General features: G+C 66.4%; 11 protein-coding genes. 4 read left to right on the forward strand and 7 right to left on the reverse strand.

Going from position 1 to position 14,274, the window contains the following annotated elements; translation table 11 throughout:
* Positions 1-6: 6 nt before the first annotated feature.
* Together HEQ22_RS00350 and HEQ22_RS00355 are read right to left on the reverse strand one after the other, a co-directional pair.
* Complete coding sequence (locus HEQ22_RS00350) at positions 7-2,325, reverse strand: putative bifunctional diguanylate cyclase/phosphodiesterase (protein WP_432769224.1); 2,319 nt, start codon at positions 2,323-2,325, stop codon at positions 7-9.
* Positions 2,322-2,939: a methylamine utilization protein gene (locus HEQ22_RS00355; RefSeq protein ID WP_432769225.1), complete on the reverse strand. Its 618-nt coding sequence runs from the start codon at positions 2,937-2,939 to the stop codon at positions 2,322-2,324. The genes HEQ22_RS00350 and HEQ22_RS00355 overlap by 4 nt, the downstream gene beginning before the upstream one ends.
* Positions 2,940-3,033: 94 nt before the next feature.
* Here HEQ22_RS00355 and HEQ22_RS00360 point away from each other — a divergent pair, with 94 nt between their 5' ends.
* Both HEQ22_RS00360 and HEQ22_RS00365 read left to right on the forward strand, forming a co-directional pair.
* Positions 3,034-3,924 carry a DUF3034 family protein gene (locus tag HEQ22_RS00360; protein WP_432769226.1) on the forward strand — a complete coding sequence of 297 codons (891 nt, stop codon included), beginning with the start codon at positions 3,034-3,036 and terminating at the stop codon, positions 3,922-3,924.
* A 10-nt stretch (positions 3,925-3,934) separates the two neighbouring features.
* Positions 3,935-4,489 carry a group I truncated hemoglobin gene (locus tag HEQ22_RS00365; RefSeq protein ID WP_432769227.1) on the forward strand — a complete coding sequence of 185 codons (555 nt, stop codon included), beginning with the start codon at positions 3,935-3,937 and terminating at the stop codon, positions 4,487-4,489.
* A gap of 14 nt (positions 4,490-4,503) precedes the next feature.
* On the opposite strand, the gene ligD is transcribed toward HEQ22_RS00365, so the two are convergent.
* Positions 4,504-7,026 carry a DNA ligase D gene (gene ligD, locus HEQ22_RS00370; protein ID WP_432769228.1) on the reverse strand — a complete coding sequence of 841 codons (2,523 nt, stop codon included), beginning with the start codon at positions 7,024-7,026 and terminating at the stop codon, positions 4,504-4,506.
* Between the two features lie 159 nt (positions 7,027-7,185).
* Positions 7,186-8,046 carry a Ku protein gene (locus HEQ22_RS00375; RefSeq protein WP_432770908.1) on the reverse strand — a complete coding sequence of 287 codons (861 nt, stop codon included), beginning with the start codon at positions 8,044-8,046 and terminating at the stop codon, positions 7,186-7,188.
* Between the two features lie 148 nt (positions 8,047-8,194).
* Here HEQ22_RS00375 and HEQ22_RS00380 point away from each other — a divergent pair, with 148 nt between their 5' ends.
* Together HEQ22_RS00380 and HEQ22_RS00385 are read left to right on the forward strand one after the other, a co-directional pair.
* The gene (locus tag HEQ22_RS00380; RefSeq protein WP_432769229.1) at positions 8,195-8,635 is read left to right on the forward strand and encodes a hemerythrin domain-containing protein; all 441 of its coding nucleotides are present in this window, start codon (positions 8,195-8,197) and stop codon (positions 8,633-8,635) included.
* Between the two features lie 111 nt (positions 8,636-8,746).
* Positions 8,747-9,016: a DUF3297 family protein gene (locus HEQ22_RS00385; protein WP_432769230.1), complete on the forward strand. Its 270-nt coding sequence runs from the start codon at positions 8,747-8,749 to the stop codon at positions 9,014-9,016.
* A 137-nt stretch (positions 9,017-9,153) separates the two neighbouring features.
* On the opposite strand, the gene HEQ22_RS00390 is transcribed toward HEQ22_RS00385, so the two are convergent.
* The 3 genes from HEQ22_RS00390 to HEQ22_RS00400 all read right to left on the reverse strand — a co-directional run bounded on the left by HEQ22_RS00390 (position 9,154) and on the right by HEQ22_RS00400 (position 14,113).
* The gene (locus HEQ22_RS00390; protein WP_432769231.1) at positions 9,154-9,735 is read right to left on the reverse strand and encodes a CHAP domain-containing protein; all 582 of its coding nucleotides are present in this window, start codon (positions 9,733-9,735) and stop codon (positions 9,154-9,156) included.
* Positions 9,736-9,908: 173 nt separating this feature from the next.
* Positions 9,909-12,263 carry a putative bifunctional diguanylate cyclase/phosphodiesterase gene (locus tag HEQ22_RS00395; RefSeq protein ID WP_432769232.1) on the reverse strand — a complete coding sequence of 785 codons (2,355 nt, stop codon included), beginning with the start codon at positions 12,261-12,263 and terminating at the stop codon, positions 9,909-9,911.
* Between the two features lie 98 nt (positions 12,264-12,361).
* The gene (locus HEQ22_RS00400) at positions 12,362-14,113 is read right to left on the reverse strand and encodes a fatty acyl-AMP ligase (protein WP_432769233.1); all 1,752 of its coding nucleotides are present in this window, start codon (positions 14,111-14,113) and stop codon (positions 12,362-12,364) included.
* Positions 14,114-14,274 lie beyond the last annotated feature (161 nt).

The raw sequence follows: 14,274 nt of genomic DNA on the forward strand, positions 1-14,274 counted from the left end.
CGCCGCTCAGGCGCGCAGACGTTCTTCGCTGACGCCGTCGTCGGTCATGCCGGCGATGAAGCCGTGGACGGCGCGGGCGTCGATCGGGCGGCTGAGCAGGTAACCCTGGATCTGGCCGCAGCCTTCCTGGCGCAGGATCTGGCATTGCGCGGCATCCTCGACCCCCTCGGCCAGCGTTTCCATGCCGAGTGCGTCGGCCAGCGTGGTGATCGCGCGGATCACCGCGTTGGCGTTACCGCCCGCGGCCAGATCGCGCACGAAGCTCTGGTCGATCTTGAGCTTGTCGAACGGGAAGGAGCGCAGGTAGCTGAGCGAGGAATAGCCGGTGCCGAAATCGTCGAGCGCGATGCGGACGCCGAGCGCGCGCAGGCTGTGCAGCGATTCGAGGGTGCGTTCGACGTTGGCGATGAAGATGCTTTCGGTAATCTCGAGCTCGAGGCGGCTGGCGGGCAGGCCCGAGCTGGACAGCGCCGACAGCACGGTCGCGGCGAGGCCCTGGCTGACGAACTGTTTGGGCGAGATGTTGACCGCCACCGACAGATCGCCGGGCCATGACGCCGCCTGGCGGCACGCCTCGCGGATCACCCACTCGCCGATCGGCAGGATCAGTCCGGTCTCTTCGGCGAGCGGGATGAAGTCGGCGGGGCTGATCATGCCGCGTTCGGGGTGCGGCCAGCGGATCAGCGCCTCGAACGCCTTCAATTTCTCTTCCTGGAGGCTGTAGAGCGGCTGGAAATAGAGTTCGAAGCCGCCGTCGCGGATCGCGAGGCGCAGGTCGAGTTCCATCTGGCGGCGGTGCCGCGCCTGTTCGTCGAGCGACTGTTCGAAGAAATGATAGGTCGACTTGCCGTCGCGCTTGGCGCGGTAGAGCGCGAGGTCGGCGTTCTTCATCAGGGTGATGCCGTCGGCGCCGTCGGACGGCGCGACCGCGATGCCCATGCTGGCCGAGGCGTCGGCCTGGTTGCCGTCGATCATGATCGAGCGGTCGAAACAGCTTTGCAGCTTGTCGGCGAGCGCGGCGAGATTGGCGTCGGCGGGCAGGTCGCCGATCAGGATCGCGAACTCGTCGCCGCCGAGCCGCGCGACGACGGCGCCGTCGAGCACCGCCTGCAGATGCACCGCGACGTCGCGCAGCAGCGCGTCGCCGGCGGGATGGCCGAGGGTGTCGTTGACGACCTTGAAATCGTCGAGGTCGACATAGACGACCATCAGCCGGTCGCTGTCGCGGCGGCGCGCGAGCGCATTGTCGAGCTGTTCGACGAACAATTTGCGGTTCGGCAGGTTGGTGAGGCCGTCGTGCAGCGCGACATGGGTGATCTGGCGCTCGCGCTCGGCGATCGCGGCGACCATCGCGTTGAAGCTGGCGCCGAGGCGGCCGATCTCGTCGTCCGAGGTGACCTCGACCTTGGCATCCTTGCCCTCGCCGATCAGCCGCGTTGCGGTGTCGAGCGCGCTGAGCGGGCGGGTGATCGTGCGCGCGACGCGCCAGCTCATCACGACGACGAGGGTCAGGCCGGCTGCGGCGAGCGCGGCGAGCAGCCATTGCAGCCCCGAATATTCGCCGAGCGCCTTGCTGAGCGAATGGTCGAGGACGAGGCGGGGGCGGACGCCGTCCTGCAGCGCGGGCAGCGCGGTGACATGGTGAAGGACGCGCTCGCCGTCGCCGGTTTCGGTGATCTCGCCGAGCGGCGCGCGGGCGAGCGCGGCGGGCAACTGCGAGGCGCGCAGGACGCGGGCGTGGATGTCGACCGCGGCGAGGCGGCTCAGCCGGTCCATCTCGGCGGCGTCGAGCGGCTGGGCGAGGACGAGCCAGCCGATCGTGTCGGGCACTTCGATCGGCGAGGCCGCGGCGAGCGCGAGCTTGTCGCCGATGCGGATGATGCCGCGTTCGCGCCCGCCATCGAGCGCGTCCCACAGCTGTTCGACCGGCGGCAGCGCGGCCGCCGACGATCCGGTCATGCTGCCGTCGAGGCCGACGACGAAGGCGGCGTCGCTGCGCGAACGCTGGCGCAGGCTGACGAGCGCGCTTTCGAGCGTGGCTTGGTCGTCGGTCGCCACCGCTTCGCGGAACCCGAAGTCGCGCGACAGCACGTCGGCGGCGCCGCGCATCTGCTTGGCGCGCAGTTCGATGATTTCGTCGAAGACGCGGGCGTTGGCGGCGAGGTCGCGCGAGGCGCTGGTTTCGCCGAAGCGCGCGATGCCGTTCCCCGCGATCAGCAGCACCGCCGCGAGGATCGTCGCGAACAGCGCCGCATAGACGACCGCGATCCGCAGCTTGAGCGAACCGAACCGCAGCCTGGCGGAGAAGGGGGCCTTGCGTTTCATCGCAGTTTCAGGGCGATCTTTTGTGCGCCCTGGCCGGCGCCGACCGTCACCGCGCGCCGCACCTCGCCGCCGGGCGTGCGGGCGCGGGCATGCCAGACGGTCAGCTGGAAGGCGCCGGGCGCCATGCCCGACAGGCGGACGATGCCGTTCTGGTCGGTCTTGCCGGCATAGGGGGTGTCGACGACACGGACATAGCCGCGCATCTGATCGTGGATGTTGCAGCCGAGCGCGACGGTGCCGGCGACGGGAAAGCTGTGCGAGCGGGTCTGGTCGCGGCCGTAGAGATCGATTTCGAAGCGCGCCGCCTTGGAAAAGCTGTAGACGCTGTGGCGCACGGTATCGAGGTTGGGGAAGGCGACATTGGTGCCTTTGCCAACGATGATCGTGCCGGGGACGAAGGCGACATTCTTTTGCGCCATCGCGGCGCGCCCGGGAAAGCGGATCGCGCCGCCGCGCCAGCCGCCATTCGGATCGAGTTCGACGACCGCGTCGCGCACCGGCATGCCGCGCTCATCGACCACCTGAACCTGCATCGCCGCGGGCGCGGCGGCCCATGCGGCGGCGAGCGGAATGGCGGACGTTAGCGCCAAAATGGAGATGATCGGTCCCTTCATGGCGCCCGGCAGTAGGGGCGCTTGTTTAACAAGGCGTCAAAATCCGGCAGCGTGGTTAACGCTTTGTTTGCGCTTTGGTGCGAATTGCCCCGATATGGATCAACCACTTATCCGTTTTTTCGGCTCGCTGTGTCTGGCCGCTGCCGCCTGCGCGGCGCTGCCCGCGACCGCGCAGGACGCTACGCTCGTCGATGGCGGCAAGCTGCTGCTGACCAATGGGGTGACGACGATCGAGGGCACCAGCGGCGGCGGGCTCGCCACCTGGGCGACGATCGCGGGCCGCGAAACCGACGCCGGGATCGGCGTTTCGGGGCATGTGACCTTCGTCGAACTGCCCGATTACGGCTGGCAGAGTCATGGGCTGGCGGTCGGGCTGTTCGACCGGGTCGAGCTGAGTTACGCGCGCCAGAATTTCGACACCCGCGACGTCGGCGCGGCGCTGGGGCTGGGGCAGGGCTTTACTTTCAACCAGGATGTCTTTGCCGCCAAGCTGCGGATCGCGGGCGATGCGGTGTATGGCGCACCGATGCTGCCGCAGATTGCGGTCGGGATCGAGCACAAGCGCAGCGGCGACGCGGCGGTGGTGAAGGCGGTCGGCGCGCGCGAGAGCAAGGGGACGGATTTCACCCTGTCGGCGACCAAGCTGTTCCTGTCGCACAGCATCCTCGTCAACACCACGGCGCGGTTGACCAAAGCCAACCAGACCGGGCTGCTCGGTTTCGGCAGCGCCGGCGCCGACGATTATCGGCTGCAATTCGAAGGGTCGGTCGCGTATCAATTGTCGCGCCGCGCGGTGATCGGCGCCGAATATCGCACCAAGCCCGACAATCTGGCGATCGCCCGCGAGGACGACTGGTGGGACCTGTTCGCCGCCTATGCGGTGACCCGCAACCTGACCGTCACCGCGGCTTATACCGACCTCGGTTCGATCGCGACCTTCGACAAACAGCGTGGCGCCTTTCTGTCCGCGCAAGTCGCCTTTTGAGGAGCAGGCTATGTTGCTGTTCGCTGCCGCCCTGCTGATGCAGCCCGTCACCGAGGCGCCCGTCACCGAGGCCCCGGTCGTCGACGCTCCGGTCGATTGGGACAAGGAATTCGGGGTCGAGGAAAAGGTCCGCGATCCCGCGACGGGGGAACTGCCGGTCGATCCCTATGTCCAGGACAACCGCAACGCCGGCGCGGCGCCTTTCGTGGGGCCGAAAATGGCCGCGGCGTTCGGGGGGCAGGACGGCATCCGCCGCATCGCCGCGCGCACCGTCGAGCTGTCCGAAGCCGACCCGCGCATTGCCGAGATTTTCAAGGCGCACGACATGGTGCGGCTGAAGCGCACGCTGTTCGAGCAATTCTGCTATATATTGGGCGCCGGCTGCGATTACAGCGGCCGCGACATGGCGGCGTCGCACAAGGACATGGGGGTGCGGATGCGCGACATGAACGCGCTGGTCGAAAATCTGCAGCGCGCGATGCGCGAAGAAAAGGTGCCGTTCGCGGCGCAGAACCGGTTTCTGGCGAAGCTCGCGCCGATGTCGGGCGACGTGATCACGCGCTGATCACGGGTGCCGGATCAGAAATCGGGTAGTGCCTGGCTGGCGAAGCCCCACCCCTTGAGGTCGGGCCTCGCGGCGCGGTCGAGCAGTTCGGCGGCGTCCTTGATCGTCCATGCTCCGGCGCTTTCGACGTTGGCAAGCGCGTCCCAGCCGATCGGCACCGCGACGGGGGCGTTTTCGCGCGCGCGCGCCGAATAGGGCATGATCGCGGTGCTGCCGCGCTGGTTGCGCAGCCAGTCGATGAATATCTTGCCCTTGCGCTTCGCCTTGCTCATCGTCGCGACATATCGGTCGGGCTCGGCGAGGCTGAGCGCCTCGGCGAAGCGTTTCGAGAAATCCTTGTGTGCCTCCCAGCTATGGCCGGGGTCGAGCGGGACGACGACATGCACCCCCTTGCCGCCCGAGAGCATCGCGAAGCTGACCAGCCCGATGTCGGCGAGCTGGCCACGGATGTCGGCAGCGGCCTTTTTGACGTCGGCAAAGGCGAGGCCTTCGTCGGGATCGAGGTCGAAGACCATGCGGTCGGGCTTTTCGAGGGCATCGACATGGCTGCCCCAGCCGTGGAACTCGATCGTGCCCATCTGGACGCAGGCGAGCAAACCGTCGGCGTCCTCGACATAGAGATAATCCTCGTGCCCGCCGTCTTTTTCCTTGATCGGAACGTGGTGGACATGGTCGCCGAACGAGCCACTGTCGTGCTTCTGGAAAAAGCATTTCTTGCCGCGCCCTTGCGGGCAGCGGACGAGGCTGATCGGGCGGCGCGCGGCGTGCGGGAGCATGAGCGGGGCGATCGCGGAATAATAGTCGGCGAGGTCGCCCTTGGTCGCCTTCGCTTCGGGAAAGATGACGCGGTCTCGGCTGCTGATCGTCACGTCGCTTTCCGGGCCAGGGGCTGGCTGCTGCTTTTCGGGGGTCACGTCCTTGGCCTTCTTGTCGCTGCGCAGCCCCAGGAAGCTCGCATGGCGCACTGATCCGCCCGCGGTGAATTCGGCGAAGGCGATTTCGGCGACGAGATCGGGTTTCAGCCAATGCGCCTTGCGCGCCGATGCGGCGTCGACTTCGAGCGGCGCGGTCTTGCGTTCGCGGGCGGCGAATTTCTTTGCGAGGTCGACCATCGTGTCGGTGTCGAAGCCAGTGCCGACATTGCCCTTGTAGACGAGCGTATCGCCCTCCCACTGCGCGAGGAGGAGCGACGCGAAGGGGCGGCCCTTCGCCGATGACGGATTCCAGCCGACGAGGATGAACTCCTGCCGCCGGGTGCATTTGACCTTCACCCAGTTTTTCGACCGGCGGCCCGCATAGGCGGCGTCGGCGCGTTTCGAGATGATGCCCTCCTGTCCCGCACCGCACATCGCGGCGTAGAGTTTCTCGCCGGCGCCGATGACATGGTCGGCGACGGCGATCGGCGGCGCTGCGTCGCGGAGCAGCGCTTCGAGGCGTTCCTTGCGTTCGAGATTTCCCAGCTTGGCGAACGACTTGCCGTCCTGTTCGAGCAGGTCGAAGGCGAAGAAATGGAGGTTGGTGCTCTCGTCCTGCGCGCCGTGGCCGCGCTTGAGCACAGCTTGCAGTGCAGAAAAGTCGGGGTTGCCGTCTTTGCCATAGGCGATGATTTCGCCGTCGATCAGGCAGGGCGGCAGGTCGAGCGCCGCAATGTGGCGCACCAGCGGGGCGAATTTGTCGGTCCAGTCGAGGCCGTTCCTTGTATAGACGCGAACGTCCGATCCCGCGGCGGCGATTTCGGCGCGATAGCCGTCATATTTGATCTCGTGAAACCAGCCGTTGCCGACCGGCACTGCATCGACCAGCGTCGCCAGTTGAAGCGGGCGGAATTTGGGTGGTCTCCCGCCGGTCGCCTTGCCTTTGGGCGGCGGTTTGGCAGCCTTTAGGTTGTGCGCGGCCGCCGCCGCCATCTTCTTTGCGAAGGCCGCGCCCTTTGCGCCCTGCAGCGAATGCTCGCCTTCCTCGTCGCCTGCGATCTCGGCCATTGTGCGGCCGGTGAGGATGCTGGTGAGCTGGCGCCCGACGAGATCGTCGCTGCCGCCCGCATGGCGATCGTCGACCTTGCGTAGCAACCAGTTCTCGCGCTTTTCGCCGGGACGCGGCTTCATGCGGACGAGCAGCCATTCGCCTTTCATCCGCTCGCCGTCGAGGATCAAGTGGAGATGTCCCTGGTCGATATCCTTCGCGCTCTTGCCCGCAACCGGCGCCCACGTGCCGAGGTCCCACAGCATCACCGTGCCGCCGCCATATTCGCCCTTGGGGATGCCGCCTTCGAACTCGGCATAGCTGAGCGGATGGTCTTCGGTGCGCACCGCGAGCCGCTTGTCGGCAGGATCGGCACTCGGACCTTTGGTCACTGCCCAGCTTTTGAGCACGCCGTCGACTTCGAGGCGGAAGTCGTAGTGCAGCCGCGTCGCGTCGTGCTTCTGGACGATGAAACGATTTCCTTTGGCACCTTTGGCGACCTTCCCCGCGGGCTCAGGCGTCAGCTTGAAATCGCGCTTGGCGTTGTATTGGGCGAGGGGGTCGGGGCGGGGCATCAGGAGGTGGCTGCTTTGTGCCTCTGCGAGGGCGGGGGTCCATCATCCAACACTTCGCCAAATACGGTCCGTTCGGTCGAAACCGGGACGTTCGGAGATGGGCCCCTGCCTTCGCAGGGGCACGGGTAGCGGACTGGCAACGCAGCTTTCACGGGCACATCATGCCCGCTTGCGCGCCGGGGCTTTCTTGGCCGGCGCCTTATTCTCCGCCGCCACCGGCGCTTTCTTCTTGCCGTCGACCGAGGCTTTCAGCGCCGCCATCAGGTCGATGACGTTCGACCCGCCCGTCACCGGGCTGGGTTCCTCGACATCCTCCAGCACCCGCTTACCTTTCGCCTTCGCCTTTTTGGCGATCACGCGCTTGATCGCCTCGACATAATGATTGTGGTAGTCGCCGGCGTCGAACTTGCCCGATTTCTTGTCGATCAGCGTTGTCGCGAGGTCGAGCAGGTCGGCGTCGGGTTTGGCGTTGCCGACGTCGCGGAAATAATTCGCCGCCTTGTTCACTTCGTCGGCATAGCGCAGCACTTCGAGGACCAGCCCCTTGCCGCACGGCCGCAGACCGACGAGTTGCTCCTGCCCGCGCACCGACAATTGCCCGAGCCCGACCTTCTTCGATTTGCGGAGCGCTTCGCGCAGGACGATATAGGCCTCTTCGGCGAGCTCGTCGGCGGGGACGACATAATAGGGCTTGGCGTAATAGAGGATGTCGATGTCGCCGGCGTCGACGAACTGGAGCAGCTCGAGCGTGCGTTTGCTCTCCAGCTTCACCGCCTCGATCTCCTCGTCGTCGAGCAGAACATAATTGCCCTTCGACATCTCGTACCCCTTCACGATGTCGTCGGTGTCGATCGCGCCGATACCTGGGACGATCTTTTCATATTTGATCGGCTTGCCGCTCGGTTCGTGGATCTGGCGAAAGCTGACCGAGGCGCCCGATTTGGTCGCCGGATAGATTTCCACCGGGATCGACACCAGCGCGAGCCGGATCTGCCCCTTCCAATAAGCGCGCGCGGCCATCGACGTTCCTTTCAGTCCAGGCGGCAGGTCGATGGTCAAATGATCGACGCGGCGACTCGTTCCGGCGACGGGCAATGCCTTGTTCACCGTCTTTTCATGCTCGCGCCCTATGGCGGTGTTCGAGGGACCGCTCGTATCAGGGGGTCCCATGAGTCTGGCGCAGGAAATGCGGCGATTGCGCGCCGAGCATGCCGCGCTCGTCACCCTGTCGCGCTTGCTGATGGAGCTGATTGCGGCGCCGCACCCGCCGCGTGCGACCGAGCTGGCGGCGGTGCGCGGGATGCTGCGCGATACGCTGGTGCGCCACCTGAAATGCGAGGATTGGGCGCTGTATCCGCGCCTGAAGAAGGACGGCGACCCTGCGCTCAGCCGTCTGTCCGATGCTTTCGCCCGCGAGATGGGACATATCGCCGACGATTTCGCCGCCTATGACGCGCGCTGGACGCCCGACACGGTCGCGGCGAACTGGGCGGGCTTCTGTGCCGAGACGACGGGCATCCTCGACGCGCTGGCGATGCGGATCGAGCGCGAGAACCACACCCTCTATCCCGCCGCAGAAGCAATGATCCGGCCCGACCACGCCGCCTGATCGCGGCGGCGTAACCCAGATGGCGCGGTTTTGGGTGCGGCGCATGCCGACCGCGCTTGATTTGCCGCGCTGCCTCGCCTAGCCGCGCGGCATTATCTGGAGATTGAGACCATGACCGACACCCCGCCCGACCGCATGTCGACCAACCCGCGCTCGCCCCATTTCGACATGGAGGTGCTGCAGCGCGGCATCGGCATCAAGTTCAAGGGCAAGGAGCGCACCGACGTCGAGGAATATTCGATTTCGGAAGGCTGGATCCGCGTCGCGGCCGGCAAGTCGAAGGACCGCTTCGGCCAGCCGATGACGATCAAACTGTCGGGCGAGGTCGAAGCCTGGTTCGAGGATGCGGCCGCGGAGAACGGCGAAGCATCGAACGACTGAGGGCGTCAGCGCCGTCGCTGGGCGTTTGGGATTATCCCCATGATTTCTGCGCCCCGAAAAGGGGGAAGCCACCCGGGGCGGCGGACCGTCCCGGATGGCTTCGTCGCTCGCCGAGCCTTGGAGGTGGGGGGTAAGGCTCAGTTGCCGAGCGAGGCGACGACCATTTCCAGGTCGTTTCCGGGTTTCCAGTCATTGCTCGCCCACACGGGCGCCGGGAAAGATGGGGCTGCTGCGGGCGCGCCGGCGCCGCCCGGGTAGATGAAGCCCTGCACCGGGTTGGCGCGCAGGCCGAGGTCGCCGATCGGTGCATACCAGACGCGGACCATGCTCCAGTCGCCGGCATCGCTGACGTCGATGACGCGGACGTTGCGTTCGATCTGGCCGCGGCGGCCGTTGATCGGCGACCAGTTGGCATGGTCGATCAGGATTTCGCGCTCGCCGACGATCTTCTTGACCACCGCGACATGACCCATCGGCATGCCGCGGGTGCCGGCGAACGCCATGACGGCGCCCTGGCGGGGTTCCTGTCCGCGATCATAATCATTGGCCGCCTGCGTCCACCACGTCTTCGCATTGCCGCGGATTTCGACGCCCGATTCGGCACGCGCGAAGGGCACGCATTGCAGGTAACCGCGTGCGGCGGCGGGGGTGCTGGCCAGCGCGCCCGCCAGCATCAATACGGACGCGAGCGCGGCGGTCAGAAAGCGGCTGGTAAACATGGATTGCGACCCCCATCGGCTCGTCTTCAAGCGTTGAGGCTGTTTGCCACGATCGCCGCGCGCCACCAGCCGTCTAGCGGTGAGTTGCGCGCGAACTGCGATGGGTCGCGGAACCTTTTGGGATCACTTTCGGTTCGTCGCCGGCGCGGCTCGCCCCGTCGCCGCGCCCGCCGTCAGGCGGCGGCGGTCGCGATCGAATCCGGCCGCCGGAACAGGGTGAGCACGTCGCTCGCGGGCATCGGGCGGCCGTAATAATAGCCCTGGATATTGCTGCAGCCGAGGCTGCGCAGCGTTTCGACCTCGACCTCGGTCTCGGCGCCTTCGGCGGTGGTCGACATGCCGAGGCTGTCGGCGAGGGCGACGACGGCGCGGATGATCGCGATCGATTCGATACTGCCTTTTGCGGCGCCGACGACGAAGCTGCGGTCGACCTTGATCGTCGAAAATTGCGTCTTGCGCAGATAACCGAGCGAGGAATAGCCGGTGCCAAAGTCGTCGAGGCTGAGGCGGATGCCGAGCCCTATCAGTTGGTCGAGCAATTGCGCGGCGCCGCCGCCGTCGCGCAGGAACACGCTTTCGGTGACCTCGATCTCAAGGCGTTGCGGCGAGAGTCCGCTCTGGGCGAGCGCCGAGACGACGACCGACGCGAAGGCAGGGTCGGTGAGCTGCTCGGCCGAGACGTTGACAGCGACCTTGAGGTTCGAGGGCCATTTCATCGCTTCATGGCAGGCGGTGCGCAGCACCCATTCGCCGATCGGCGAGATGAGGCGGCTGTCCTCCGCCAGCGGGATGAAGCGGCCGGGGGAGACATTGCCGAGCTTTTTGTTGTTCCAGCGGATCAGGCCTTCGAAGCCGTTGAGCGTGCCGTCGGTCGCGGTCACGACCGGCTGGTAATACAGTTCGAACTCGCCACGATCGAGCGCGCCGCGGAGCTCCTGTTCCATGACGCGGCGTTCTTCGGCCTGGGCGTGGAGCGAGGCGACATAGGCGGCGACGACATTGCCGCCCTTGTCCTTGGACTTGTAGAGCGCGAGGTCCGCGTTGCGGGTCAGCGTTTCGACCGTCGCGCCGTCCTGCGGCCCGATCGCAAAGCCGATGCTGGCGCCGACGAACAGCTGGTGATTGTCGACCACGTAAGGGCGGCTGATCGCTGCGATGACGCGCTGGGCAAGAATTTCGGCTTCGGCTGCGCTCGGCACATTGTGCAGCACGACCGCAAATTCGTCGCCGCCGAGGCGGCCGCACGTCATGCCGCGCTCCATCATGCCCTTCAGCCGCGCCGCGACCTGCGCGAGCAGCTTGTCGCCGACGGGGTGGCCGAGCGTATCGTTGACCGCCTTGAACCGGTCGAGGTCGATCATCAGCATCGCGCAGCGCGACTTGGTATCGATCGCCAGATCGAGGGCGCGGGCGAGGTCCTCGTGGAGGCTGAGGCGGTTGGGCAGGCCGGTCAGATTGTCGAAGCGCGCCATGCGCGCGATCTGTTCGGCGGTCGCGCGCTGTTCGGTGACATCGGACCCGACGCCGCGAAAGCCGAGGAACTTGCCGGTTTCGTCAAGACGCGGCGAGGCTGACAATTCCCACCAGCGCGGCGCGCCGTCGATCGTCACGGGGACGATGAAGTTCGAAAAGCTCTCGCGCCGCTTCATGCGCTCGGCCATGTCGTGCAAGGTCTTGGGGAAGTGGCCGGTGTCCCACGCATCGCCCGACAGCGCCTGGAGCAGCGGCACGCCCTCCAGCGCCTCGGCGGTCACACCGAGCGCATAGGCGAAGCGCGGCGAGACATGGACGAGGCGGCGGCTGTTGTCGGTTTGCCACAGCCAGTCGGCGGAGGTTTCCTCGAACTCGCGGAGCAGCAGGCTGACCGTTTCGTTCTTTTCGTGCAGCGACTCCTCGGCGCGGCGGAAGCGGATGTGCGTCTGCGCAAAGCGGACGCAGAAGGCGCAGAGCAGCAGCCCGGCGACGAGCGCCACCGGGGCAAGCTGGGGCGCGCCCGCGCCGACGAGGGCGACAGCCGCCGAGACGGTGACCGGCGCGATGAACAGGATGCAGGCGAGCGGCACGCTGTGCGCGACGATCGCCAGCGTCAGCATCATCAGCAGCGCGATCGTCCACATCGACAGGACGTGGTCGAGCCCGGGGGTTGCCCCCTGGAGCCAGAAGGTGGTGCCCCACAGCAGCGCCGAATAGAGGGCGTGGCGATGGCACAGCCGATATTCGGGAAGCCCGGCGAGTTTCGGATCGCCGAGTGGCAGGCGGGCGAAGGCACGGTAGGACACGAGGCTGAACAACAGCGCAATCACCAGCCAGCCGCCGACGATCACCGACGGCGTCCGCATCGTCATCGTCGCCGCGGCGGCGATCGCCATGCCGATCCCCATCCACAGCCGCAGCGATCCCTTGCCGCGCAGCGGGGCGAGCTGCAACTGGCGCAGGTCGCCGACCTCTTCGGTCGGCGATCCGAACCCTAGCAGGGGGCGCAGCGGAATATTCTCGGCGGCGAAGGGGTCGGTCAGCAGGCTTTTCACGCCGACCGGTCTAGCGCGGCAGGGTTACCCGAAAGTAACCGTGACGGTTCCGCCCGTCGCCTTTTTTCCGTCCCGATGCGGAACAGAATCAACGTGGATCAGGCGGCGATCGCAAAAGGCTGGATTTCACCGGCGAGATATTGCGCCCGCGCCTTCGACCGGCTGAGTTTGCCCGAGCTGGTTCGCGGCAATGTACGCGGCGGGATCAGCTCGATCAGGCAGTTCATGCCGGTGATCGCACGGACGCGGTCGCGGATCGTCTCGCGTAACAGCGCGCGCTCGTCCTCGTCGCTGGTGCGGCACTGGACGAGCACCGCGGGGGTTTCCTCGCCGCCCGGCGCGGTGATCGCGAAGGCGGCGATGTCACCCGATTTGAAGCCCGGCAATTGTTCGACCGCCCATTCGATATCCTGCGGCCAGTGATTTTTGCCGTTGATGATGATCATGTCCTTGGCGCGGCCGACGATATAAATGTAACCGTCTGACAAATATCCCATATCGCCGGTGTCGAGCCAGCCATCGACGAGGCACGCGGCTGTCGATACGGGGTCGCGGTAGTAACCGGTCATTAGCGACGGACCACTGCACCACACCTTGCCGACGGTCTGGTCGGGCAGCGCATTGCCGGCCTCGTCGCGAACCTCGATCACCATGTCGCGCGCGGCGCGGCCGCAATTGACGATGGCGCGATAGCGCGTCGGGCGGTCGGTGTCGTTGGCGCCGCCCGACAGCTCGGTCTCTTCGACCAGTTCGACGACGATGCCTTCGCCCGGCGGCATGATGCTGACCGCGAGCGTCGCTTCGGCAAGGCCGTAGCTGGGCAGGAAGGCGCTGGCCGAAAAGCCGGCGTCGGCAAAGGCGTCGACAAAGTTCTGCATGACGTCGGGGCGGATCATGTCGGCGCCATTGCCGGCGACGCGCCAGCGCGACAGGTCGAAACGGTCGGCGACGTGCGTCTGGCTCGACACGCGGCGGGCGCAAATGTCGTAACCAAAGGTCGGCGAGTAGCTGAGCGTCGTGCCTTCGTTGCGGCTGATCAGGTCGAGCCAGGCGAGCGGGCGGCGGGCGAAATCTTCGGTCTTGAGATAATCGACCGACACCTGGTTGGCGACCGGCGACAGCAGGCAGCCGACGAGCCCCATGTCGTGATACCAGGGCAGCCACGAGACGCAGCGGTCGCTGTCGCGCACCTCCATGCCATGGCTGTGCGCGGCGAGATTGTTGAGCAATGCGGCGTGGGTCACCGCGACGCCGTGCGGAAAGCGCGTCGAGCCGCTGCTATATTGCAGATAGCAGGTTTCGTCCGACTGCTGTTCGGGCAACTCCGCGACGGGGGCCGGCTTCTGTTCGAATGCGCTCCAGTCGACGGGCGTTACGCTCTCCTTCTCGGCGGCTTCGGTCGCCATTGCGGCAATTTCGGGCGGGAAGAACAGCATGGTCGGGTCACAGCTGGTCAGCTGGACGACGAGCTGGCCGACATAGGAGTCGCGGCCGCCGAAGCTGGTCGGCAGCGGCAGCGGCACCGGCCAGGCGCCGGCATAGATGGTCCCGAAGAAGAGCGCGGCGAATTCGGGGCCGGTTTCGGCGATCAGCGCGATGCGGTCGCCGGGTTTGACGCCGGCGGCAATCAGGCGATAGGCGGTCTGGACCGCGTCGTCCTTGAGCTCGCGATAGGGGTAGGGCCGGGTCAGCTTGCCGCGCGGATCGTGGAAATTGAGCCCGCGGGTGCCGCTGGCGGCATAGTCGAGCGCCTCACCGACGGTGGCGAAATCCGAAAAGCGGCGCGGCTGGGCGCAGAAGGTCGGGGTCGGCCGAAGCACCTCCTCCGCGGTCATGCTGTTATCGGTCATAAGGGGTGCGACATCCCGTGAAACGGACCGCGCGGCAACAAGCATGTCATCTTTGCGTGTCATGGTGCCTGGCGCGATCCCTGAGCAGTTGGAACAAATTCGCCCGTTTCCGGGCTATATGGCCCGATATGGCGGCGCTGATCGTTCTCAATCGGGCCCGA

The organism is Sphingopyxis sp. (genome assembly GCF_050916055.1).
GTDB lineage: Bacteria > Pseudomonadota > Alphaproteobacteria > Sphingomonadales > Sphingomonadaceae > Sphingopyxis.

Excerpts from the sequence above, each read along its gene's own strand:
- HEQ22_RS00350 (WP_432769224.1), bottom strand. The coding sequence starts at position 2,325 with ATGAAACGCAAGGCCCCCTTCTCCGCCAGGCTGCGGTTCGGTTCGCTC.
- HEQ22_RS00355 (WP_432769225.1), bottom strand. The coding sequence starts at position 2,939 with ATGAAGGGACCGATCATCTCCATTTTGGCGCTAACGTCCGCCATTCCG.
- HEQ22_RS00360 (WP_432769226.1), top strand. The coding sequence starts at position 3,034 with ATGGATCAACCACTTATCCGTTTTTTCGGCTCGCTGTGTCTGGCCGCT.
- HEQ22_RS00365 (WP_432769227.1), top strand. The coding sequence starts at position 3,935 with ATGTTGCTGTTCGCTGCCGCCCTGCTGATGCAGCCCGTCACCGAGGCG.
- ligD (WP_432769228.1), bottom strand. The coding sequence starts at position 7,026 with ATGCCCCGCCCCGACCCCCTCGCCCAATACAACGCCAAGCGCGATTTC.
- HEQ22_RS00375 (WP_432770908.1), bottom strand. The coding sequence starts at position 8,046 with ATGGCCGCGCGCGCTTATTGGAAGGGGCAGATCCGGCTCGCGCTGGTG.
- HEQ22_RS00380 (WP_432769229.1), top strand. The coding sequence starts at position 8,195 with ATGAGTCTGGCGCAGGAAATGCGGCGATTGCGCGCCGAGCATGCCGCG.
- HEQ22_RS00385 (WP_432769230.1), top strand. The coding sequence starts at position 8,747 with ATGACCGACACCCCGCCCGACCGCATGTCGACCAACCCGCGCTCGCCC.
- HEQ22_RS00390 (WP_432769231.1), bottom strand. The coding sequence starts at position 9,735 with ATGTTTACCAGCCGCTTTCTGACCGCCGCGCTCGCGTCCGTATTGATG.
- HEQ22_RS00400 (WP_432769233.1), bottom strand. The coding sequence starts at position 14,113 with ATGACCGATAACAGCATGACCGCGGAGGAGGTGCTTCGGCCGACCCCG.